This is a genomic window from Sulfitobacter sp. (genome assembly GCF_036961165.1).
In the GTDB taxonomy this organism is placed as follows: Bacteria; Pseudomonadota; Alphaproteobacteria; order Rhodobacterales; family Rhodobacteraceae; genus Sulfitobacter.
The window spans coordinates 1-21,547 of record NZ_JBALVJ010000060.1 but is presented as its reverse complement, the minus strand read 5'-3'; the positions used below and the strand labels follow the sequence as shown (position 1 = coordinate 21,547).

Below are 21,547 nucleotides of genomic sequence, written 5' to 3'. Positions count from 1 at the left end.
ATGCATCTTAGCCAAGCCGCAAAACTGTCCTAAAAAGCAGGACCACTTCAGTTTAAGCACAGTCCGCAGCATGACCTTGCGCTGTTCTGTCCTATTTGTTTCGCCGTTGGACTTGGAAAATTTTTCACCTCGTAAAGCGTCTTGCTCCCAAGCCCACTTCATTCTTGCTCGTTCCCAAGCAACGCCTGCGTGAAAGGCCATCATCGCGGCAAGATCAGCATCGCCTTTGGCAATCGAATGATGAGCAACTCGAATGCCTTGCAGGATCTTGTGGGCAAACGCTTGCGGACTATCCTCAAACACCAGCAAATTTTTTGAAGATTCAATAATTGTCTTTGAAAAATTTTCAGCCACTCGGACAGCACGAGCAAAATCCCCTGAATATGTTTCGCTAGCTAAAGCCTGCATCGATGCTCTTATTTCTTCATCTGTTTCTGCTAGATTCCAATGACTTTTCGTAATCCCTGTGCCAATCGATTTTTTTTCATCCACCCACTCCGATCTTAACAACCTTGCGCTCGGCTTCACCTGTCAGAAACCGGCCCCAAGCATCCATCATCGCCCGCCGTTTTTCGATCATGTCTGATCTGTCATAAGCCTGTCTGACCTTGCTGCCGACAATATGTGCTAACGCGATTTCGGCCATGTCACCATCAAAGTTGGTCCGCTCCGTCACCCACACCCTAAAGCAGCTTCGCAGCCCATGCGGAACAGCTTGGGCCTTGGTTTTGGCATCCACATAGCCCACGCCGCCTCGCTTGACATCAACCTCATGTAGCGAGCGCATAGACTTGCCCAAGGTTGCATCTGACAAACTGCCGCCACGCGGTGCAGTGAAAAGCAGGTCGCCCATGCGCGGCAAAGCTTTCAGTAGTGCGATCATAGCGTCTGTAAGAGGTACGCGGTGGGGTTTACCTGTCGGGGCTATCTTGCTTGCGGCGCGCCCGGGCTGGATCGTCCAGAGCCGCGCACCTAGGTCAATTTCATCCCATGTCGCGAAACGCACGGCCCCGGAACGCGAAGCGGTCAATGCCTGAAATGCCAGAGCGGTCGCCCCAATGCCATCGCGTGACTGCAAGTCTGCCCACCACCGTGCAGCATCATCAAGCTGCAAGGCAGGATAGTTTTCCTTTGCTGCGATTTTGTTAGGGGATGAAAGTACGAGTTCGAGGTTGCCTCGCCATGCAGCCGGATTGTCGCCCGTGCGATGCCCGGCAGCCTTCGCATAGTCCAGCGTCTTTTCGACCCGCTGGCGAACCTTGGTTGCCGTCTCTGTGCGTGTTTCCCAGATAGGATGGAGAACGCGAAGAATGTCCTCGCGGGTTATGTCTTGAACCAACATTCCGCCTAGCTCCGGAATAGCATACTTTACAACAGTAGCCCTCCATTGATCGCGGTAACGTTCTGTCCTGAGTTCGGGCAGTTTCTTGGCAGCATATTTTTCGAAGGCCTCCGAGAAGGTCAGTCCCAGTCGCTGAGACGCTAGCAGCGCCGATCTAGCGGCCTTACGGACCTCTACCGGGTCGACGCCGCTGCGGATCGCCTCCTTGGCCTCTGCGGCTTTCTCGCGCGCTTTCGCAAGACTGACTTCGGGAAACGGCCCAAGACCAATTTCGCGGCGTTTGTCGCCAACCCGAACACGCAAAAGCCAAGACTGCGCCCCATTGTCTGAAACCTGCATCAGGAGGCCAGCCACGCCACCCACGTTATGAACGCCAGGCCCCAGTCGCCTGACCTCTATTGCGGAAAGTTCTTTAGCACGCTTCGGCATTTAAGCCCCACATTCAACCCGCCCAAAAATATATAATTATTCGCTACAGGATGTGACTGTATGATACAAGGCATAAGATAAATGCCCGTATTTTATGAGTATATTTATACAAATAGACGCGCGTTGCTACAGGGTAGCGGAGTTCCCACTCGCCTCCAAAAAATTTCAATGGCTTAGGTGATATCGACCACCAAGAAGGTCGATTTTAGTCTCTTTTTAGTCTCACTGGAATCTTTGCTTCCGCATGTTCAACAATGAGCTCCTGCCAGCAGCTGGAAACGCCTTTCTGGGACTGAAATCAGCGCTTTTTCCTTTTGATGAAGTTCTCAGAACGCGGCTCAATCATGTCGCTTCATCGGAAGCAAACATTCAGACCAAGCCCGGCTAATGACTGGTCCGAGCCCAATGCTCATCATGCTGCGAAGCGGACGCAAGTCCGTTTTCTTTAGTCACGATACTCAACTGCGACCAAGGCTCTAAGAGGTTTGCTTGCAAGAACGAGTTTTGAGACAGACTGAGTTGCTCGAAAACGCCTTACTAAAGCGGGTTGCGGTTAATTGGCCTCATAGCCTACTGCTCTGAAGAAGTTATAGCATCCTCTTTTGGGCACCATAAAACAATGAATTATGTTTAATTTTCATTGAGTTAGTAAACGTCGCGCTTTTCATTACCCATATATTCCCCAATTTGCGTAAGCTTCCACAGAAGTGTTCTGCCCCATCTTACAACAAGTCAGACAGCAGCTAGCCGCCATCTGCGAAGACGTGGCGCAACAAAGGATAGGCCTTGGCGATGGATTTCAGCAGACCCGGCGCGCCGTCGCGATCCTGTACAGCAGCACCATGAACGGCGAAGCCGACCAGCAAACCGACAGTATCAGTCACAATGTGGCGCTTGAGAGACGTTGGACCAAACGTGTGTGAGAGCTTGTGGTCTCATCCTCTACTTTGCCTGCAAACTCTCGTTATGAATGAGGGAGCCTCGGGGGGCAGGTCAGCTTCGACAGCATTTCGTAGGGAAATGAACCCGAAAAACACCAATCAACTGGCGGTGGTCGCAACAACGCCGTTAAATGTGAGGCTAAGGCGGGAAGGGTTTCGCCGGTGGATCAGCAAGTGTTATAGTGGGGGAAGCGGATGGAGAATATCGCTGGAAACGAAGTTGGAAACGTTGGGATACCCGTCGGCCCTTTGCACTACGACATGATTGCTATCGGCAAAGCGGGTCGATGAAGACCTCCATTTCTGATCCTGATGCACACCTGAACCTTTGGGAGCCACACCTTAAGGCGTTCGTAGAACTTTGTCCCGCTGATACCCCTCGCGATGGACCCTTGGCTGGGATGCGTGTTGGGGTAAAAGACGTAATCGATGTTGCAGGCACGTCTACCCGAAATGGCAGTGACGCGTGCGAAAATGCGCCGCCAGCGATGCAGGATGCCGCGGTCGTGGGCCTTCTGCGACAGGCGGGGGCCAAGATCGTTGGCAAAACCGTGACGACCGAATTTGCCTTTACCGATCCTACCGCTTGCCGGAATCCCTACGATCTGCGCCGCTCTCCGGGCGGATCAAGCAGCGGGTCGGGGGCTGCTGTGGCCGCAGGCGTCGTGGATATCGCCCTTGGCACCCAGACAGCCGGATCGCTGTGCAGGCCTGCGGCCTATTGTGGGGTTGTCGGGCTCAAACCGACGTACCGCACTTTGTCGACCGAGGGCGTCACACCGCTTGCGCCCAGTTTTGACACGGTGGGGATCATCACGGGGTCCGTCGCTTTGGCGCAAAAGGCTTTTGCAGTCATGGCCCCGTCCCCGTCTGCGCAGCCAGATACAACACCTCAAAAGACGCTCTGCGGGCTTTGGCAGACCGACGCAACACCGGACGGCGATACAATGGAAGGGTTTCAGGCGGCGGCGCACGCGATTGAAGAACTTGGCGCACGCGTCACACAAACTCCTTTGAAAGCTGATGTTGCGCCCATGGTCATCGCCCACCGTTTGGTCATGCATTACGAGGCCTTTATCGCCCATGGTGCAGTGCTGAACAATCCGCGAGGGGCGCTGTTGAAGCAGAAGTTTCTCGCTGGCCTGCGCGCCGGGGCGACGATTTCACCCGATCAGGTCGCACAGGCCCAAGAATTTCTGGCCGAGGCGAAACACGCCTTCTGGGCAGGTCTTGAAGGCTTAGATATAATCCTGACCCTGCCCGTCCCCGAAGGCGCGCCCCTTATGGATGGCACCACCGGCTTTCAGGATTGGCTGACCCCTTGGACCGTTTTTGGTGGCCCGCTGGTCTGCCTGCCATGGGGGCTGGACCGCTTGGGCAGGCCCCTGTCTGTCATGCTGGCCGCGCGACCCGGACAAGATCATCAGCTGCTGGCGACAGCGGCACGACTGGAAGCAACCAGCCCGCCGATGCCGTCACCGCACTTGCCGCAAGCCTAGCTTTTCAGCCGTATGATTGCGTCCACTTCTACAGACGCGTTGCCCGGCAGGCCAGACACCCCCACCGCCGTGCGCGCGTGCCATCCGTCGTCACCAAACAGCGCGATGAAAATTTCCGTCGCGCCATTGATCACCGCCGGACTGCTGGGAAAGCCCGAGGCACAATTCACAAATCCCCCCAAGCGCAACACCACATCGACCCGGTCGAGATTACCATCGCAGGCCTGCCGCAAGCGATAGATCAGGTTGAGCGCGCAGATTTTTGCGGCCTCCCGCCCTGCCTCGATCGCCTCTGGCGTATCGGCAACGGGGCCAACATGGGTAACGTCCCCTGCCCATTCGCAGATTTGACCCGAAAGGTAGACGACCGCGCCATCCTTGCGAAAGGGCAAAAACTGACCGCGTGGGGTCCAGTCGGGGGGTAGTTCCAGCCCCAAGGCACTTAGCCGCTGTTCGACTTGCGATGTCATACTGGCATAGCCTCTTGCGCCAGATAGACGCGCCAATCGCCAAGGGCTGTGATGTCCGTGGCCCCTTTGATGCCGCTGGCCTCGCAGATGAACCCTTTGACCGACGCGCCGTCAGAGAGTGAAACCGTCCCAATGCCCAAAGGCGCGGGGATGCCTGCCATAAACGTGCCGAATGCTGTCTTGGGCAGCGACCAGACCTCGACCGCGACAGCACCTGCATCCGGCGCGTCAGAGCGGACCAGACCGGGGCGCGCAGGCGGCCCACCGGCCAAGGCATAGAACTTATACTCTGCGGTGGTTTGCGCCTTGCGCACAAAGGTAGCCCCCAGATCAGTCAGTTGCCAATTGAGCGGCAAGCCCGTCATATGCGCCCCGCAAACTGCCAGATCAATCCGGTCCGATACCGCTTTTGGCAAGGCAGCGGGTGTTGGCACCGGATGCACGGTGGCTCCCATATTGCGGGCACAATCAACCTCGAAACCCCGCGCAACAGCGGCGACAAGGGCGTCTTGGCCAGCACCTGCCAGCAAGGTGACACTGCCCGGTCTGCCATCACTGCGCGGTGCGGTGGGCACGGCAATGCCGCACATATCCAGCAGGTTCACGAAATTCGTGTAGGTGCCATTGTTGGAATTGGGCGTTACGGGGTCGGCCTCAAGATCCTTGACAGAATAGAACGTCGGGATGGTGGGGACACACAGCAGATCGAGTCCCGCCAGCATCGGTTCCGCCGCGCGTTTCAGATCAGCCAAACGGTACATCCCCCGAAACGCATCCGCTGCTGACATGGTTTCTGCATGGGTGATGATCTTGCGCGTCACCGGATGGATCGCGTCGGGGTTGGTCTTTAACAGATCGTCAATCACCGTATAGCGTTCAGCCACCCAAGCCCCTTCATACAGCATGCGGGCAATGGCATAGAGCGGCTCGAAATCGAGGTATTCGATCTCGGCCCCGGCGGCCTTAAGCAAGGCGACATCGCGGTCAAAGGCAGCCTGCTGCACGGTATCGCCGAAGAATTCAATCGTAGCGGCATCCGGCACACCCACGCGCAAAGTTTTTGACGGCTCGGTCAACGCCTCATGCACCAGCGGTTTGCTATAGGCATCGGCCTGATCAAACCCGCGCGCCACGGCAAAGGCCTCGTAGGCGTCATCGACGGTCAGGGCAAAGATCGACACGGTTTCGATCGACCGACAGGCAGGCACGACACCGCGGGCGGACAAGGCGCCCAAGGTCGGTTTCAGCCCGACGATGTTGTTCAGCGCAGCAGGCACCCTGCCCGACCCCGCCGTGTCTGTCCCTAGCGAGAATGTAACGATGCCGTGCCCCACAATCACACCCGATCCGCCCGAAGATCCGCCCGGCACGATCTCGGGGTCCACCGCATTCAACGGTGCGCCATAGGGCGTGCGCACACCCACAAGGCCAGTCGCGAATTGATCAAGGTTGGTTTTGCCGATCATCAATGCCCCTGCTGCACGCAGTTTGGCGATGAGAAAGGCATCCTCCTTTGGCGTGTAAGCATAGGCAGGGCACGCCGCCGTCGTCTCGATCCCAGCGACGTCGATGTTGTCCTTGGCGGCATAGGGAATGCCCCAAAGCGGCATGTCGGGGTCGTACTCTCCAAGGGCCTCCGCCTGCGCGCGCAGGCTGTCGCGGTCACACAGATGGATGAAGATGCCCGGATCGTTCACTGCGTCAAGACGTTTGAATATCTCGTCAATCACCTCGGCAGGGCGCGTGCCCGCCGCGTAAGCCGCGCGCAGGGCATCAAGGGTAAAGGGTAAATTGCTCAGCATCAGGTATCTCCGGGTAATTTGTATCTCAGTTGGTTACCCGACGCAGCGGCGGCTTTGGCGCGGCGGCAAGCAGGGTTTTGGTATAATCGCTTTTCGGGTTCGACATGACATCCTGCGCCGCGCCCTGTTCAACGATTTCGCCATCTTTCATGACGATCACATGATCGCAGAGCAGACGCACCACATGCAGATCATGGCTGACGAAAAGATAGCTTAGCCCCAGCTTGGCGCGCAAATCCACCAGCAGGTTCAGCACAACCGCCTGGATCGACACATCAAGCGCCGCAGTCGGTTCGTCCAGGATCAGGAATTTAGGATCAAGCGCTATGGCCCGCGCGATCCCGACCCGCGCTTTTTGTCCACCAGACAGCTGATGCGGAAAACGGTCAAGCAGAGACAGCGGCAGCCCCACCAGCGTTGCCAATTCTTCGATCCGCGCCTTGACCTGCGCGCCACGCATCCGGCCCAGCCGTCGCAACGGCTCAGAAATCGTCTGGCGGGCAGTATGGCGTGGGTTGAGGCTGTCGGTGGCGTCCTGAAAAACCATCTGGATATCGGCGCGTCTGGGATCCTTGGCAAAGCCACGCGCAGGCACCTGCGCAATGTCTTCCCCGTCAAAGATCACCTCTCCACTGGTGGCATCCATAAGGCGCACCAAGATTTCCGAGGTGGTGGATTTTCCGCAGCCGCTTTCGCCCACAAGACCCACACATTGGCCCAGTTTGATGCTGAACGAAATGCCCTTCACCGCATGGACCGGACCGGATTTTCCCGCGTAGGTCTTGGTCAGATTGCGCACCTCAAGCAGCGTCTTGTCCCCAATGATGGGCGTCGGTTCGCTACCGCGATCTTCGGGGGGCAGCAGGCTGCGCACGGTTTCGCCCGCGCGCGGGGTCGCGTCCACCAGCTTGCGGCTGTAAGGATGCTGCGGGTCAGTGAATATCTGGCCCGGATCCCCCTGTTCAACGATTTCGCCATCTTTCATCACCAGAATTCTATCGCAATATTGCGCGGCAAGACCAAGGTCGTGGGTGATCAGAATACTGCTCATCTCTCGTTCGCGGATCAGGTCGCGCACAAGGTCCATCAACGCCTTTTGTGTGGTGATATCAAGGCCCGTCGTCGGCTCGTCCGCGATCAGCAAACGCGGATCGCAGGCCAGTGCGATGGCGCAGACAATGCGTTGACACATGCCGCCTGACAGCTCGAACGGATAGGCGTTATAGCGGGCTTCAGCATCGTTGATCTTGACCGCCTCAAGCGCTGCAATCGCTTTGGCGCGGGCATCGTAGCGGGTGGCGCGGGCGTGATGGCACAGCACGTCTTCGATCTGGTGGCCAACCTTGCGGATCGGGTTTAGGGCTGCACGGGGGTTCTGGAAAATCATCGAAATCTCGCGGCCCCGGATGTCGCGCATGTCCCGCTCTGTCGCACGGCGCAGGTCGATGCCGGAATAGGTTGCCTCGCCTGCTTTAATGGTCCCGCCTGCGTCAAGGATGCGCATCAGCGCATAGGAAGTGACCGATTTGCCAGAGCCGCTTTCGCCGACGATGCCGAGGATCTCGCCTTTGGAGACCTCGAAACTGATGCCGCGCACCGCATCGACCTGACCGCGACGGGTTTGAAACGCGACCGCAAGGTCTTTGACGGAAAGCATCGCGCTCATGAGCGTTTCCTTGGATCGACGATGTCGCGCAGACCGTCGCCCAGAAGGTTAAAGGTAAAGACCGCGATCATCAGCCACAGGCCCGGAAAGACCGCCAACCACCATTCGCCCGACACGATGAAATTCGCGCCTTCGGCCACCATGATCCCCCATTCCGCCGTCGGCGGACTGACGCCAAGGCCGATGAACGACAGGCCAGCGGCGTTCAGGATCGCCCAGCCAAGGTTCAGCGACACCTGCACCATCATCGGCGGCAAGGCGTTGGGAAAGATGTGAAAGGCCAGCACGCGCAGATCGGAATTGCCCGCCAGCTTGGCCGCGCGGGCAAAGCCTGCGTCGCGGCGGATGTTGACCTCGGCCCGGACAAGGCGGGCGTAGAAGGGCATGTTGATGATGGCTGTGGCGTAGATGATATTCTCGATCGTGTTGCCCAAGGCAGCTACGATCCCCATCGCCAGAACGAACAATGGAAACGCCATGATTGTATCCAGAAACCGATTCAGGATGATATCGGGCCAGCCGCCCCAATAGCCCGCGATGCAGCCCAGGACCGAACCTACGACAAAGGACAGCGCCACCGCCGCGACCGAAATCGACAGGTCAAGCCGCGTCGCCACGATCACCCGACTGAACATGTCCCGCCCCACATTATCAGTCCCGAACCAATGCGCCGCCGAGGGCGGTTGCAAAGCGTTCGACGCATTCGTCGCCAGCGGATCGTAAGGCACCAAAGCGGGGCCGAACACGGCTGAAAAGATCAGCAGCGCAAACATCGCAAAGGCGATCAACGTGACCGGATTGGCCTTAAGCACATAAAAGACGTGATCAAGGCTGCCTTGGGTTTTGGCCGCAGGTTGAAGTGGTATTTCAGTCATTTGGATGAAAATCCGATCCGCGGGTCTATCGCTGTGTAAAGAAGGTCAATCACAAGGTTGAGCGCTACGAACAGCAGCGCCATCGCCAAGACAAACCCCTGCACGGCGGCATAATCCGACACGACAAGCGCCTCGACCGCATAGGATCCGATACCGGGCCAGGCAAAGACTTTCTCGACCAGAACATTGGCCCCCAAAGCGAAGGAAAACACCATGCCAAGGGTCGTGACCACGGGCAGCAAGGCGTTGCGAAACGCATAGCGGTACAGGATCGTTTGGTTAGATAGCCCAGACGCGCGCGCCGTGCGGATAAAGTCAGAGGACAACGCCGTCAGCATCGCAGCCCGCGTCATCCGTGCAACCGGGGCAAGCGTGAACAAGGCCAACGTGCTCGCAGGCAAGATGAGTTGTTTTGCAGCGCCACGCCATGTTTCCCAATCGCCCATCAGGGCGGCGTCAATCAGGTAAAACCCTGTGACGTGATCGGGATCAAGATAGATGAAATCCAGCCTGCCAAGGGGCGATGGTGCGATGCCCAGCAGGTAATAAAAGATATAAATCAGCAAAATACCAGTGAAGAACGTGGGCAACGACACCCCCGCCGTCACCACTAGCCGGCACAAATGATCAACCCAAGTGCCCGGACGCGTCGCCGCAAGCACACCCAACGGCACCGCAATAGCAATGGCCAACAAAAGTGCTGTCAGCGTCAGTTCCAGCGAGGCAGGCAAACGCTTGGCCAGATCTTCTGCAACCGACCGCCCGCTAGAGAGTGACTGGCCAAGGTCGCCTTGCAGAAAATCCCCAACGTAGATGAAAAACTGCTGCACCAACGGTTTGTCCAGACCCATGGCGACACGGGTCTGTTCAATGGATGCTGTGTCCGCCGCCACCCCGGCAAAGTAGACGGCCGGATCACCCGGCAGCGCGCGGGTCAACAAAAAGCTAATCACCACCACCCCGATCACGACCGGGATGGATTGGGCGATACGCAACAGCGTCGCGCGCAAACGGGGCGTTGATGCAAGCATCGTTTACGTAAGCGTAATTGGACGGATGTCCAACTGACGGTGGAACCAGAACTCGTAGCCTTGGGCACCATTCATCGCCACGTTCAGCGCAGGCTGGTACAGTGGAATGCGCGGCAGCTCGTCCAGCACAATCTCGAACATGCGCTTGATCTTGGGCGCGTATTCGGGGTCATCCATGGGCATGTGCAACGTGGCATTCGTCAGCTCTTCGATTTCTTCGTTGCGGTAGTTGGAAGAGTTGAACAGGTGCCCGTCCTGGTAGGCCCAGAAGAAATAATAATCCGGTGTGTTCAGCCAGCCGCCAAAGTTTTCAAGATGCAACGGCAGGCGCTTTTCGACCAGCACGGCTGTGCGCCAATTGGCACCGGGGATCTTTTCAATGGTGGCATTGATCCCGATCTTACCAAGGGCTTCTTGCACCAGCAGCGCCGTCGGCTCCATCCAGGATGCCAAATCCAGACTGATCGACAAAGGCACATCAAAACCATCAGCGTAGGCAGAGGCCGCCATCAGTTCTTTGGCCTTCTCGATGTCGGTATAGTACTGCGTTTTGCGCGGCCATGCGATATCGTTGATCTCTTCTTCGCCGCCCCACATTGGCAAACCACGACCATAGGCTGCGGCCTGAAAGATGTCTTCGTAGGGAATGGCATAGGCAATGGCTTTGCGGACATTCGCGTCTTGGAACGGCTCGAATGTGAAATTCGGGCACAGGCAGTGGATGCAGTTTTCAACTGGTGTCGAAAACACATCAATCTTGTCCACCAATTCGGCCGCATCCTTGTCGGGAATATCGAAAGCAACCTGAACATCGCCGCGTTCCACCAAAGCGCGGCGGGTTGCGGGGCTTGGTACTTCACGGATCACGACGCGTTTGAGGGCCGGAAGTGGCCCGCCAACCCAATCGTCATTGCGCTCATAGACAAGCTGCTCGCCCGGTGTCCAACGGGCCACCTTATAGGCCCCTGACCCGGCGGGTGTCATGTGCAGATATTCCGTTGCCCACGGATCTGCCTCGGTCGCGTTGGCTGCGGCTTCGACGGAATTGATGATGTAGGGCACTGGCACGGCCAGATCGGGGATCGTCAGCTTGGACGCGCGGTCAAGTTTGATCACAAAGGTCTCGTCATCCACCGCTTCGAACTGGTCAGGGCGTTCCAGCCCGCCCGCTTTCATCTGAACGGTTGGGAAGCCGCCAACAGATACGGCACGATCAAAGGACCACTTCACATCCGCCGCCGTCACCTTGCGACCATCCCAGAATGTCGCATTTGGTTTCAACTTGAAGGTCAGCGTCAGACCATTCTCGGATTCGGTCCAGCTTTCTGCGAGCTCGGGTTCGATCACGGTGTAGTCGTAGGAAAAACCGCCATCGGCGGTCTGCTTGGTACCAAACGACAGCAGGCGATCATAGCAGTTGATCCCCACTTGATAGGCCGCCCGGCTGGTCCCTGAGCGGTGCAGATCAAGGCTGTTGATCGTTGTCCCGGTGACAACGACCAGCGTATCGGACCCTTGGGCCGCAGCAGGCATCGCGCGCAGGAACGGCAGGACAGAGGCACCAGCGGCACCCATCTTGAGGAAATTACGGCGGGAGGTTTTATCGGTCATGGTTCTCTCTCTGTTGGCATGCATTTTTATTTGAATCGCATTTGCACAGAGGTTGCGATGGATTAGCGTGTACTTCTATTGCTATATAATCATATATGCGCTGTGTTTTATGCATCGCTATTCAAAGAGGTGTTTAAATTGAAGTACTTAAAGACATTTGAACTGATCGAAGCCGTGGTGCGTGCGGGCTCTATCCGCAAGGCGGCAGAGGACACCAATCTGACGGCATCCGCGCTAAACCGGCGGATTCAAGGCTTTGAGCAAGAGTTCGGCTGGCCGATATTCGAGCGCCTGCCGCGCGGGATGCGGTTGAACCCCGCCGGAGAGTTGCTGATGCAACATATAAAGCTGCAAAGGAACGATCTGACTCGGGTGCAGTCGCAGGTTGCCGACCTGTCGGGGCAGCGGCGTGGACATATCTCGATTGCCTGTTCGCAGGCTTTGCTGCCCTATTTTATCCCCGAACAGATCGCCTTTTACCGTGCCGAACACCCCGGCGTCAGTTTCACCGTCAATGTCCGCGACCGCGCGCAGGCCGAACAGGATCTGGCAAGCTTTCGCAGCGATCTCGCGCTGGTATTCGAACCGGTTCATTTGGTTGATTTCGAAGTTCTTTTTGCCTTGCCACAGCCGATCCACGCCGTGTTCAGGTCCGACAGCGCGCTGTCGCGCAAAACCGAATTGCGTCTGCACGACTGTCTTTCGCGCAAGCTGGTTCTGCCTGCGCAGGCTTACGGCGTGCGTCATTTGATGGAAACCGCCGCGACCCGCAAAAGGCAGACCCTGACACCGATTGTAGAGACCGAATCGTTTGAGTTGATCCGGCACTACGTGACCCGTGAAGATGCAGTCGGATTTCAAATCCCCATTGGGCTCAGCACGCGCGAACAAGGTGCTATCGCGCATTTGCCGATCTCGGAAAAGGACATCCCGGTTGGCCGCCTTCTGCTGGGTCAGATGAAGGGGCGCGCCCTGCCCGTGGCTTCGGCAAAGTTCAGCCAACAGCTTGTTTCAGCGCTCGCACAACTGGCCGACCAGTAGGGCACCCGAAAAGCGCCCCGATCAGCCGCGCCAGATCGCTTCGTAGTGCGCGATGATCTGGTGCATGCGGTCCTGCCCAAAGCTGGGGTCGTGCCCGCCATGCACCACGGACACCTCCAGCGCCTTCAGTTTCTCGAAGGTCTTGATGTAGTCTGGAATGCTCATCCCGGGGCCGTCGTAAATCAGTGGCCCGTCATAGATTGCATCTGCGCCAAACAGCACACCGGTTGCATCCTCAAACAGCCCGATCCCCCCCGGCGAATGTCCGGGAAGATGCAGCACGGTGTAGGTATGATCGCCCAGATCGACCACGTCGCCCTCGTTCAGCAGCCCAGTGGCGGGCGCACCGCGCAAAACGTAAGACTTGGGATCATAGCCTTCGTAAGGCACCGCATCGATCAGCAACTCATCAATCGGCGGATAACCTGCATCAAGGAATATCTGCAAAAGGCGCGCCGACATGTCGTCGCGATAAAGCGAGGAAAGCCCGGAGGGCTTGGCCATTTCGTCAGCCTCGGCAGGATGCACGAGCCGCGTTTCAAATTCGTGGACGCAGCCGATGTGATCAATATGGGTATGGGAAGATACGCAGATAATGTCCTTGTCCGGATCGGAGCGCAACGTGTCGAGGAAGGGTTTCAGCGGCACGATCCCCATCCCTGTGTCCAGGATCATGTCGCGCGCGCTGCCTTCGACCAGAAACATGTTGGCCTGTTCAAGGACATGCACGTGCGGCTCAAGAATAAGGGTCGTGTGGTCATCAATCTTTTTGGACGTATACCATTCATTCGCTACAGGAAGTGTCATCTTATCTCTCCGCTCAAAGGGCTTGAGGTCACGCTTGCGTATCTTGAAACGTGCCGCAGCCCGTCGCCAGTGCTTAATGGATTGAGGCGTCAATCGGCGAAAACAACACTGCCAATCACGCAGATCGTCCAAAATTTAGGCAGTATGGAGGCGGTTTTTAACGTCTGATACCTTGGTTTGGGACGCTGACGTTCTTTTCACAAAGCATCGGTGGCACATCTATGCGCTTTCGTCTCAAATCAGGGTCAACAATGATCGACATATGCCAAAAAAGGATCCCGAATTGGACTACAAATCGCCCGCCACCCCGAACCCCTTTGCGCCGCGCTTTACTGAAATCGCGACCTTCATGCGGATGCCAATCGCGAGGAACCTTGAAGAAGCAGACATCGGCATCTTTGGCGTGCCTTATGACGGTGCGCTGACCAATCGGGCGGGTACGCGGCATGGCCCGCGCCAGGTGCGCAATCAGTCCAGCCTGATGCGGGCGATCAATCATGCCACGCGGATCAATCCGTTCGAATTAGCGCGGATCAGGGATATGGGCGACGTCCCCTTCACCCGCATGTTTGAAATCGAGGCCAGCCATGACGAGATCGAGGCCTTTGCCACGATGTTGCTGGGGGCGGATATCCTGCCTTTTGCGATTGGTGGCGATCATTCGATCAGCCTGCCCTTGCTGCGCGCAATCGCCAAAGACGGGCCTGTTGCCTTGATCCATATCGACGCCCATGCAGACACCACAGACAGCTTTCAAGGATCAAAGTTCAACCATGGTGCCCCGTTTCGCCGCGCTGTCGAGGAAGGGTTGATCGACCCCACAAAGACCATTCAGATCGGTATTCGCGGCACCCAGAACACCTCGGATGGGTGGGATTTTTCCAATGCTTCGGGCATGCGCGTCGTGTTTTGCGAGGAATTTCACGAAAAAGGCCCTGCCGCCATCGCCGCCGAGGCCCGCGCGCTGGTGGGTGATATGCCGGTCTATCTGACCTATGATATCGATAGCCTTGATCCCGTCTATGCGCCGGGCACGGGCACGCCGGAAATCGGCGGTATGACCACGCATCAGGCGCAGGTCTTGTTGCGCGGATTGCGCGATCTGAACTACGTTGGCGCTGATCTGGTCGAGGTCTCACCGCCCTTCGACGTCGGAGATGTAACATCGCTGGCGGGGGCGGCGCTGGCCTTTGAAATCCTGTGCCTACTCGCTGAAGTGCGCAGCAAAAGGCAGTCGTGATCGCTCTAAGGCCTTATCGCTAAGTCAGGTTCAGCGGCAAGGCCTCGCGCTGCCCGTCAAACGCCAGACTGTGCCAGACCAGTCCGCCATGCCGTTCAAGCGTCACCTGTCCTTCCTGAAACGGATTGGTAGACAGCTGGGCGATGCCAAGCGGGCCGTCCCATCGGCCAAGCACGTAGGCGCTGCTGAAATGCTGTTGCAACGCAGGATGATCCGCCATGCCGCCGTCCAACGCTGCGATCAAATCCGCTGACGTGCCGTTTGGGGTTGGGCCGATGCCAAGGAGGAACACCTCGTCATTCTCGATCAAAACGCCGCTTAGCGCACCACTGCTGACTGTCGCCCCGCGCAAGGCAGTCTGGGGCACAGCCTGCCAAAGCTCACGGTAGTCGGCCAGAACGCCATCCTCGATCAGCCCGCCGCTATCGTCAAAAGACATCGCGCCGATGTCGGCCTGCCCCGGAATACCGTGCCAGTTAATCTTGCGGTGCCAGGTGCAATTGCCATCCTTGACGGTGATGTGGCCTGCAAACCCCTCTGATACCATCAAGGGGCGCAAGGACGGTGGATCAAGCTCTGCCAGACAGGAAAGTCCCAAGATTTCGGGGCGCAAAAGCGGGATGCGCAGGTCCGCATACAGCACGCCTGCTTGCAACCAATGCACCCGCGTGGTGTCGTCTTCGAACCCGGGTGCTTTGATCCAGTCCCGTTGCCAATGGCCTTGCAGGTGGTCTTGGGTGATCACGCAGCAGCCCGCTTTTGCGCGGCCATTCCGGCGATCAACGTGTCTGAGGACAAGACCGCGCCCGTCTGCAAATACTCCATCGCGTTTAGCGACGCATCATGCGCCGCCTGCGAGGACCCCGCGACGCAGTCTTTCGCGACACGGCAGTAATAATCGCTCTGATGCGCATCGGCAAAGGTGTAATGCACACAAACATCCGTGAGGCAGCCCACCAAAATCAGGGTTTGTGCTTTCAAACCTCTCAGCAGGATCTCGAGCTCAGTCCCGAAAAAGCACGAATAACGCCGTTTGTGGATGAAATAATCGCTGTCACGCATTCCCATCTCTTCGGCGGCGACCGGCGTGCCTGGGTTGCCTTCAAGGCAATGAATGTCTTCTGAACCATCGAGTTCGCGCCCGTAATCAATCAGATCCTTGCGGTGGATTTCCTGAAAGAAGATGACCGGAATATCATTGTCATGGGCGGCATCCACCATAGTCCGCGCCCGTTTTTGATTTTCGTAAAAATTCGGCATATGCGGAATGCCATTGTCGTAATCCGCCAGAAACGCCGACTTCTGAATGTCCACGACAATCAAAACAGGCTGGCCAACGATCATAGGTTGCTTGGGCATGGCGTCTGGTCCTTTGACTAATTCTTGGATTGGTCGGCGCCCATCAGGCGCGGCAGGTCGCCCCAGCGGGCAACTGCTGCAAAGACGATGATGGAAACGGTCAAAAAGGTGATTGCCGCCACCGCCATCGTGGGTGTGTAGCCGTTGCGCAGAGAGTTGAAGATTTGCAAGGTCACGGTCGAATAGGCCGAGGCAGAGACGAAAAAGATCACGATGAATTCGTTGAACGACAGCACCAGCACAAAGAAAAACCCCGAAATCGTATAGGGCAGCGTTTGTGGCAGAACCACGGTGCGAAATGCCATACGTTCGGTCGCACCCATTGTCGCGGCGGCGTCCAGATGCGAACGGTCGATGGATTGCAACCCGATTGAGATCGTGACCAAAGGCAGCGCCATCAGCAAGATCGCGTGGCTGATAACCCCCGACCAGATATGCCCCAGCCCGCCGGTAAAGGCCCAGAAGAACCCAAGGCCTACCCCGATTACGATCGGCGGCACCGCAAAGGGCAAGGACCCAAGCCCGGCCAGCGTCTTGGATAGCTTTGATCCCGTTGACCACAGTAGATAGGCGACAGGCCAGGCGATCAGAACGGCCAGTGTCGCGGCTCCGAAGGCCACGATAATCGAATTGGTCAGTGCGTTCGTCCAGACGGGTTCAGAGACGAAAAATTCGCCGAACCGCGCCAGCGTCGGTTCGCGTGGCGGAAAAAACATGCTGCGCCCGCCGTTGAGTGCCGCAGCGCAAACCACAACGATGGGCATCGCCAGCACCAGCGCTGACAGCCCCATGAAGATTGTCCCTCCGGTCCGCATCAGCTTGCCTCCGCCTTGTTGTTCAACAGGTGACCGAAATAAAGACATATACTGGCCGAAATCAGCAGGATCACAGCCTGCGCCGATCCGAACGGCGCGTCCATGTTCGATCCGCGGATGTTGGAATAAATCGCAACGGCCGTTGTTTGTTTATCGGGTGTGGCAAAAACGCTGACCGATACATAGCTGCCCAGCAAGAAGACGAACAACAGCAGCGTTGTGCCCAGCAGCGGCAGCCGGATAGAGGGCAGCGTTACCGTGCGCGTAACGGTCCATCGGCTGGCACCCATGGTCCGCGCTGCCTCTGACAAGGACGGATCAAGGCGCGACAGGGCGGGATACAAAAGGATGACGGCATAGGGCCATACAAGATAGCTCATCGTCAGGATCGTCGCAAAGCTGGAGGGTTTGAATTTTACATTCCGCGGATTGGCAAGACCCATATCGCGCAGGGTCTGGAACCAGCCCACGTCCTTGAGCCACTGGGTCAGGCCCGTCACCTCGAACACTTTGGGCAGGCCCGAGTTGTTGGACAGCAGAATGTCCCATCCCATGACGATAAAGACCTCTGACATCGACAGCGAGGCCAAGATGAATACCAGCCAGACTGCCTGTGTGCTGCGTCTAAGCCGGGTCAGAAGCAGGGTAAACGGCAGCGCCGTCAACACAGCCAGAACCGACGCAATGATGGCGAAGTAAAACGAATACCCCAGTTGCTGAAGGTAAAGAAACGTCACTTCGTCCGGCCATAGAAGCCCAACGAAGAATCTTTGGTAGTTCGCGAATGTAAAGGCCCAGACCCACCCGGCACCATCCACCTTCTGACCAAACGATATTATTATCACCAGAATAAAAGGGAGGATGCAAAAGACGACCATGATCGTGGTCAGCACGCCGTAAAGCACGGCTTTGGCGTTAATGCCCTTTGAGCTATCCAAGCCTCTGTCGGCCCTCATGCCTATGTCGTCGGCAATCGTCATGCTGCCACACGCGGATAAACCCGAAGCGCACCAACGGGCAAATGCACAAGCGCCTTGTCACCGGCCACCCGTTCAACCCCATCCGTGCCAGCATATTCGACGATCAACGGGCCAATGTCCGACTTCAGATGATATTCTTTGACCGGGCCAAGATCGCGGACAAAGCTGATTTCGGCAGCAATGCAGTTTTGCCCCGGCTCGGTCACAATGCAGGCACTTTCGGGTCGGATCGCCAGACGTACGGGGCTGCCCGGTGCAAAATTGGCAAGAATATCCACAGCGTGATTTCCAATCTTCACACCGCCCTTCTGGTAGACCCCATCAAAGAAGTTCGCCTTGCCGATAAAATCCGCAACAAAGGCATTGGCAGGTTTGTGGTAAATGTCCCGAGGTGGGGCGACCTGTTCGACGCGTCCGTTGGACATGACCACGATGGTATCAGCCATTGTCATCGCCTCACGCTGGTCGTGGGTGACGACGATGGTCGTGATTTTCAGCCGCTGCTGCAACAGGCGCAACTCAACCTGCATCTCCTCGCGCAGCTTGGCGTCCAGTGCGGACATCGGCTCGTCCAGTAAAAATACCTTCGGCTCTTGCGCCAAGGCGCGCGCGATCGCGACGCGCTGCCGTTGCCCGCCAGACAGCTCTCCAATGCGCCGATCACCGAACCCGCTTAGCTGAACCGTTTCCAAAAGGCTCTGCGCCTTTTCCAGCGCGGCTGGCTTGGCCATTCCGCCGATGGTCAGCGAATAGGCGACATTCTCGCGGACGGTGTAGTGGGGAAACAGGGCAAAGCTTTGAAAAACCATGCCGAATTTGCGCTTATGGGCCGGAAGGGAGGTGATGTCGGCATCACCCAGACGGATCGTGCCGCGCGTGGGGTCTTCGAGGCCCGCAATCATGCGCAACAACGTGGTCTTGCCACAACCCGACGGGCCCAGCAGCGCGGTCAATTGCCCCTCAGCAAAGGTCAGGTCGGTCGGTTCAACGGCACGGGTGCTTCCAAAAGATTTGGAAACACCCGACAGGATCAGGTCAGGCATCGCAGATCAAGACTCTGCCAGCATCTTGTCCCAGCTTTCCTTGATGAAGGTCTCGTTATCGAGATAGGCCTCGTAGGCGGGCTTGATCGACGGCGAACCGGACACGAAGTTGAATTCGTCATCGGTCAGATCGGTCATCGCTTTGTCAACCAACGGCGCGGTTCCAATCTTGCGGCTCATCAAGGCTTGGGTCGCAGGATCAGAGGAATAGTTCATGAACTCCGCCGCTTCCGCTGATTTTTCCGAGCCCGCGGTCAGGCACCACGATCCATAATCTTGCAAATTGCCCTCTTTGGGGAAGGTCGCCTTGATCGGGAACCCGTCAGCGGCCATCAGGTTTGCCACATCCAGATAATATTGCCCGCCGATCACGTCGCCGTTTTTCATGCCCTGCTCCATCTGGCTTTCGGCGTTCCACCACAACGTCACATTCGGCTTGAGTTCACGGACCTTGTCGAGGATCGCCAGAATCCCCTCGTTGGACATCATCGTTTCTTCGCCGTCAAAGAAGGTCGCCGCCGTAATGTCCAACAAACCGTTTGAGTGGACATTGCTTAGACCCAACGACGCTTCAAATTTGTCCGTGTCCCAGAAATCCGCCCAGCTTGCGGGGATATCGACCTGGTTGGGGTTGACCACCATGGCCGAAAACCACGACATCGCGCCAACACCCTGCGGGCCTTCGGGGCCCTCGAATACGAAATACCCGTCCAGATTCTCCGCCTTCGGAATGGCCGAAATGTCCAACGGTGCGATCAATCCGCCAATGCGACTGGCCTTGATCATCGAATCGCGACCATAAAGCGAAATATCCGTGGGGATGCTGCCCGCTGGCACCGCCTGCTGCATTGTCACCAGCCAATCGGCCGAGTTGGGCTGTGTCACGCTTTCCACAGTAATCCCCGTCGCGGCGGTGAATTCGGGATACACAAATTCTTTGAAGCTATTTTCAAAATAGCCCCCGTAAGAACCGACTTTCAAACTGCGGCTTTGCGCGATCAACGGTGTGCCAATGGCTGCCCCTGCCACGGCAAGGCCACCGATGCTGGCCCCGGTCTTTAGTAATGTGCGGCGATTGAAAGTTGTCATGTGTATCTCCCCAGATATTAATTGTTCATGCGGTCAGCATTTGCCATTTGGTGCTTATGGTGGGTCCCATTCAGTCACAACTCGCATTGCGACGGCCAATGAATGTCGCGCGATAGTGGATACACACAACAATCCGGCGCAAAATCAGGCATCTTGGCTTTGGTGTGCCAAAGTTTTTAGCCAAGCGTGAAAATGCCCTCTGTGCGCTTGGCTCCTGCTTGCGTGATAATAGGGTTCTGGCCCAGCGTGATCCGAACAGAGGACTTCAAAGGGCAAATACCATGAAACAGATTGACCACGACCAGCGCGCGCTCAAGATCGAACAGGCTCAATTGCCGGTCATTGATCTGTCAGGGCTGATGACGGATGATCCCGAGGCCAAGAAAGCCGTCGCCACCGCTTTGGGTGATGCGGCACGCACGTCCGGCTTCTTCTACATTACCAACCACGGTGTACCGGAAAGCCTGATCAGTGACCTTTTCGCGGCCTCCAAAGAGTTTCACGAAAGGCCGCGCCGCTTCAAAATGAAATACTGGTCCGGCTTCACGACCCACCATCGCGGCTATGTCCCTTTGGAGGAAAATGGTGCTTCCTTTCCCGCCCGGATAAACTTTAACGAAGCTTGGGATATGTCCTTTGAGGCGCCCGCCGATCACCCCGATTATCTGGCAGATTGGCGCATGACAGGCCCGAACATCTGGCCCGATATCCCCGGCTGGAAGGATACCGTTTCGACCTATTACGACGCTGTGTTTTCCCTTGGTCTGAAACTGCTGGACGCGCTGGCGCTTGAGCTTGGGGTCGATCCATCGGAGCTGACCAAACATATCAACAACCCGACCTCGCAGCTGCGGATGCTGCGCTATATCGAGAACGACTTGCCCGCGACCAAGGATTTCGTCGGCATCGACGCGCATTCCGATTTCGAGTGTTTCACGATTTTACTGCAAGGCGCGCCCGGTTTGCAGGTGATGAACGCCGACGACGTCTGGATCGAGGCACAGCCCATCGAAGGCTGTTTTATCGTCAACATCGGCGACATCTTCGAGACATGGTCCGGCGGGCAGTTCAAATCCACCCAACACCGCGTGAACAACATCGGGACGGAACGTTATTCCTTCCCGCTGTTCTTCGGCCTTGATTACCACGCCGTAGTGGAACCGCTTGAGAAATTCCGCACGCCCGAGACGATTGCAAAATATCCGCCGATCAAAGCGGGCGATCACCTGATGCGCATGTCCGTCAACGCCTTCCGCTACATGGCTGACGCCCGCGCCAAGTGTGATCTGGTGCTAGAGTTCGACGTGCCCGAAGAAAACCCATTCAAACGCGAAGCCCGGACCGCCGCGGAATGAAACCGCATCCGGATTTCGAAGCGCTAGATATGCCCACGGCTTTGACCGTGGGCAGCTATCACTTGAGCATGTTGACCGGCGCAAATGTCGAGGAGGATTTTGAAGTGGTCCTGCTTTTTAGGACAGTTTTGCGGCTTGGCTAAGATGCATCT

At 57.1% G+C, this 21,547-nt stretch carries 20 protein-coding genes and 1 pseudogene; 5 read left to right on the top strand and 16 right to left on the bottom strand.

Features of this window, described 5'->3' with window-relative positions; all coding sequences use genetic code 11:
- The 3 genes and pseudogenes from V7730_RS18005 to V7730_RS17995 all read right to left on the bottom strand — a co-directional run.
- A partial coding sequence (locus tag V7730_RS18005) for a hypothetical protein (protein ID WP_335748977.1) occupies positions 1 to 492 on the bottom strand: 492 nt, incomplete at its 3' end.
- A complete protein-coding gene (locus tag V7730_RS18000; RefSeq protein WP_335748976.1) occupies positions 485 to 1,771 on the bottom strand; it encodes a tyrosine-type recombinase/integrase in 1,287 nt (428 codons plus the stop codon). The genes V7730_RS18005 and V7730_RS18000, both read right to left, overlap by 8 nt.
- Before the next feature lie 746 nt (positions 1,772 to 2,517).
- Positions 2,518 to 2,667, bottom strand: a pseudogene (locus V7730_RS17995) (transposase); the annotation flags it as partial.
- A gap of 332 nt (positions 2,668 to 2,999) precedes the next feature.
- Here V7730_RS17995 and V7730_RS17990 point away from each other — a divergent pair.
- Positions 3,000 to 4,211 (top strand): amidase, encoded by a 1,212-nt coding sequence (locus V7730_RS17990; RefSeq protein ID WP_335748975.1) that lies wholly within the window; start codon positions 3,000 to 3,002, stop codon positions 4,209 to 4,211.
- Here V7730_RS17990 and V7730_RS17985 read toward each other — a convergent pair.
- Genes V7730_RS17985 through V7730_RS17960 form a run of 6 tightly spaced genes read right to left on the bottom strand, consistent with a single transcriptional unit; the run spans position 4,208 to position 11,666 of the window.
- Positions 4,208 to 4,681 (bottom strand): RidA family protein, encoded by a 474-nt coding sequence (locus V7730_RS17985; protein ID WP_335748974.1) that lies wholly within the window; start codon positions 4,679 to 4,681, stop codon positions 4,208 to 4,210. The genes V7730_RS17990 and V7730_RS17985 overlap by 4 nt on opposite strands.
- Positions 4,678 to 6,483: an allophanate hydrolase gene (gene atzF, locus V7730_RS17980; protein WP_335748973.1), complete on the bottom strand. Its 1,806-nt coding sequence runs from the start codon at positions 6,481 to 6,483 to the stop codon at positions 4,678 to 4,680. The genes V7730_RS17985 and atzF overlap by 4 nt, the downstream gene beginning before the upstream one ends.
- Positions 6,484 to 6,508: 25 nt before the next feature.
- Positions 6,509 to 8,149: an ABC transporter ATP-binding protein gene (locus V7730_RS17975; protein ID WP_335748972.1), complete on the bottom strand. Its 1,641-nt coding sequence runs from the start codon at positions 8,147 to 8,149 to the stop codon at positions 6,509 to 6,511.
- Positions 8,146 to 9,024 (bottom strand): ABC transporter permease, encoded by an 879-nt coding sequence (locus tag V7730_RS17970; protein ID WP_335748971.1) that lies wholly within the window; start codon positions 9,022 to 9,024, stop codon positions 8,146 to 8,148. Before V7730_RS17970 ends, V7730_RS17975 begins: the two co-directional genes overlap by 4 nt.
- Positions 9,021 to 10,055: an ABC transporter permease gene (locus V7730_RS17965; protein WP_335748970.1), complete on the bottom strand. Its 1,035-nt coding sequence runs from the start codon at positions 10,053 to 10,055 to the stop codon at positions 9,021 to 9,023. Before V7730_RS17965 ends, V7730_RS17970 begins: the two co-directional genes overlap by 4 nt.
- 3 nt (positions 10,056 to 10,058) lie before the next feature.
- Positions 10,059 to 11,666, bottom strand: coding sequence for an ABC transporter substrate-binding protein (locus tag V7730_RS17960; RefSeq protein ID WP_335748969.1), 1,608 nt, complete (start codon positions 11,664 to 11,666; stop codon positions 10,059 to 10,061).
- A 129-nt stretch (positions 11,667 to 11,795) separates the two neighbouring features.
- Between V7730_RS17960 and V7730_RS17955 the strand changes: the two genes are divergently transcribed.
- On the top strand, positions 11,796 to 12,707 hold the full coding sequence (locus tag V7730_RS17955; RefSeq protein ID WP_335748968.1) for a LysR family transcriptional regulator: 912 nt from the start codon (positions 11,796 to 11,798) through the stop codon (positions 12,705 to 12,707).
- 21 nt (positions 12,708 to 12,728) lie between these two features.
- Here the strand turns inward: V7730_RS17955 and V7730_RS17950 are convergent, their stop codons facing one another.
- Positions 12,729 to 13,514 (bottom strand): MBL fold metallo-hydrolase, encoded by a 786-nt coding sequence (locus tag V7730_RS17950; RefSeq protein WP_335748967.1) that lies wholly within the window; start codon positions 13,512 to 13,514, stop codon positions 12,729 to 12,731.
- A gap of 262 nt (positions 13,515 to 13,776) precedes the next feature.
- Here V7730_RS17950 and speB point away from each other — a divergent pair, with 262 nt between their 5' ends.
- Positions 13,777 to 14,754: an agmatinase gene (speB, locus tag V7730_RS17945; RefSeq protein WP_335748966.1), complete on the top strand. Its 978-nt coding sequence runs from the start codon at positions 13,777 to 13,779 to the stop codon at positions 14,752 to 14,754.
- A 19-nt stretch (positions 14,755 to 14,773) separates the two neighbouring features.
- On the opposite strand, the gene V7730_RS17940 is transcribed toward speB, so the two are convergent.
- Genes V7730_RS17940 through V7730_RS17915 form a run of 6 tightly spaced genes read right to left on the bottom strand, consistent with a single transcriptional unit; the run spans position 14,774 to position 20,040 of the window.
- Complete coding sequence (locus V7730_RS17940; RefSeq protein WP_335748965.1) at positions 14,774 to 15,499, bottom strand: hypothetical protein; 726 nt, start codon at positions 15,497 to 15,499, stop codon at positions 14,774 to 14,776.
- Entirely contained in the window at positions 15,496 to 16,113 is a 618-nt protein-coding gene (locus V7730_RS17935) for a cysteine hydrolase family protein (RefSeq protein WP_335748964.1), read from the bottom strand. The genes V7730_RS17940 and V7730_RS17935 overlap by 4 nt, the downstream gene beginning before the upstream one ends.
- A gap of 17 nt (positions 16,114 to 16,130) precedes the next feature.
- Positions 16,131 to 16,928, bottom strand: a complete 798-nt coding sequence (locus tag V7730_RS17930; protein WP_335748963.1) for an ABC transporter permease — start codon at positions 16,926 to 16,928, stop codon at positions 16,131 to 16,133.
- Positions 16,928 to 17,908 carry an ABC transporter permease gene (locus V7730_RS17925; protein WP_335748962.1) on the bottom strand — a complete coding sequence of 327 codons (981 nt, stop codon included), beginning with the start codon at positions 17,906 to 17,908 and terminating at the stop codon, positions 16,928 to 16,930. The genes V7730_RS17930 and V7730_RS17925 overlap by 1 nt, the downstream gene beginning before the upstream one ends.
- The gene (locus tag V7730_RS17920) at positions 17,905 to 18,951 is read right to left on the bottom strand and encodes an ABC transporter ATP-binding protein (protein WP_335748961.1); all 1,047 of its coding nucleotides are present in this window, start codon (positions 18,949 to 18,951) and stop codon (positions 17,905 to 17,907) included. Before V7730_RS17920 ends, V7730_RS17925 begins: the two co-directional genes overlap by 4 nt.
- A 6-nt stretch (positions 18,952 to 18,957) precedes the next feature.
- Positions 18,958 to 20,040, bottom strand: a complete 1,083-nt coding sequence (locus V7730_RS17915; RefSeq protein ID WP_335748960.1) for an ABC transporter substrate-binding protein — start codon at positions 20,038 to 20,040, stop codon at positions 18,958 to 18,960.
- Between the two features lie 281 nt (positions 20,041 to 20,321).
- Between V7730_RS17915 and V7730_RS17910 the strand changes: the two genes are divergently transcribed.
- Complete coding sequence (locus V7730_RS17910; RefSeq protein WP_335748959.1) at positions 20,322 to 21,395, top strand: isopenicillin N synthase family dioxygenase; 1,074 nt, start codon at positions 20,322 to 20,324, stop codon at positions 21,393 to 21,395.
- Positions 21,392 to 21,538: a hypothetical protein gene (locus tag V7730_RS17905; RefSeq protein WP_335748958.1), complete on the top strand. Its 147-nt coding sequence runs from the start codon at positions 21,392 to 21,394 to the stop codon at positions 21,536 to 21,538. Before V7730_RS17910 ends, V7730_RS17905 begins: the two co-directional genes overlap by 4 nt.
- Positions 21,539 to 21,547: the final 9 nt, after the last annotated feature.

Excerpts from the sequence above, each read along its gene's own strand:
- atzF (WP_335748973.1), bottom strand. The coding sequence starts at position 6,483 with ATGCTGAGCAATTTACCCTTTACCCTTGATGCCCTGCGCGCGGCTTAC.
- V7730_RS17950 (WP_335748967.1), bottom strand. The coding sequence starts at position 13,514 with ATGACACTTCCTGTAGCGAATGAATGGTATACGTCCAAAAAGATTGAT.
- V7730_RS17985 (WP_335748974.1), bottom strand. The coding sequence starts at position 4,681 with ATGACATCGCAAGTCGAACAGCGGCTAAGTGCCTTGGGGCTGGAACTA.
- V7730_RS17925 (WP_335748962.1), bottom strand. The coding sequence starts at position 17,908 with ATGACGATTGCCGACGACATAGGCATGAGGGCCGACAGAGGCTTGGAT.
- V7730_RS17935 (WP_335748964.1), bottom strand. The coding sequence starts at position 16,113 with ATGCCCAAGCAACCTATGATCGTTGGCCAGCCTGTTTTGATTGTCGTG.
- V7730_RS17930 (WP_335748963.1), bottom strand. The coding sequence starts at position 16,928 with ATGCGGACCGGAGGGACAATCTTCATGGGGCTGTCAGCGCTGGTGCTG.
- V7730_RS17970 (WP_335748971.1), bottom strand. The coding sequence starts at position 9,024 with ATGACTGAAATACCACTTCAACCTGCGGCCAAAACCCAAGGCAGCCTT.
- V7730_RS17905 (WP_335748958.1), top strand. The coding sequence starts at position 21,392 with ATGAAACCGCATCCGGATTTCGAAGCGCTAGATATGCCCACGGCTTTG.
- V7730_RS17915 (WP_335748960.1), bottom strand. The coding sequence starts at position 20,040 with ATGACAACTTTCAATCGCCGCACATTACTAAAGACCGGGGCCAGCATC.
- V7730_RS17990 (WP_335748975.1), top strand. The coding sequence starts at position 3,000 with ATGAAGACCTCCATTTCTGATCCTGATGCACACCTGAACCTTTGGGAG.
- V7730_RS17960 (WP_335748969.1), bottom strand. The coding sequence starts at position 11,666 with ATGACCGATAAAACCTCCCGCCGTAATTTCCTCAAGATGGGTGCCGCT.
- V7730_RS17920 (WP_335748961.1), bottom strand. The coding sequence starts at position 18,951 with ATGCCTGACCTGATCCTGTCGGGTGTTTCCAAATCTTTTGGAAGCACC.
- V7730_RS17910 (WP_335748959.1), top strand. The coding sequence starts at position 20,322 with ATGAAACAGATTGACCACGACCAGCGCGCGCTCAAGATCGAACAGGCT.
- speB (WP_335748966.1), top strand. The coding sequence starts at position 13,777 with ATGCCAAAAAAGGATCCCGAATTGGACTACAAATCGCCCGCCACCCCG.
- V7730_RS17975 (WP_335748972.1), bottom strand. The coding sequence starts at position 8,149 with ATGAGCGCGATGCTTTCCGTCAAAGACCTTGCGGTCGCGTTTCAAACC.
- V7730_RS18000 (WP_335748976.1), bottom strand. The coding sequence starts at position 1,771 with ATGCCGAAGCGTGCTAAAGAACTTTCCGCAATAGAGGTCAGGCGACTG.
- V7730_RS17965 (WP_335748970.1), bottom strand. The coding sequence starts at position 10,055 with ATGCTTGCATCAACGCCCCGTTTGCGCGCGACGCTGTTGCGTATCGCC.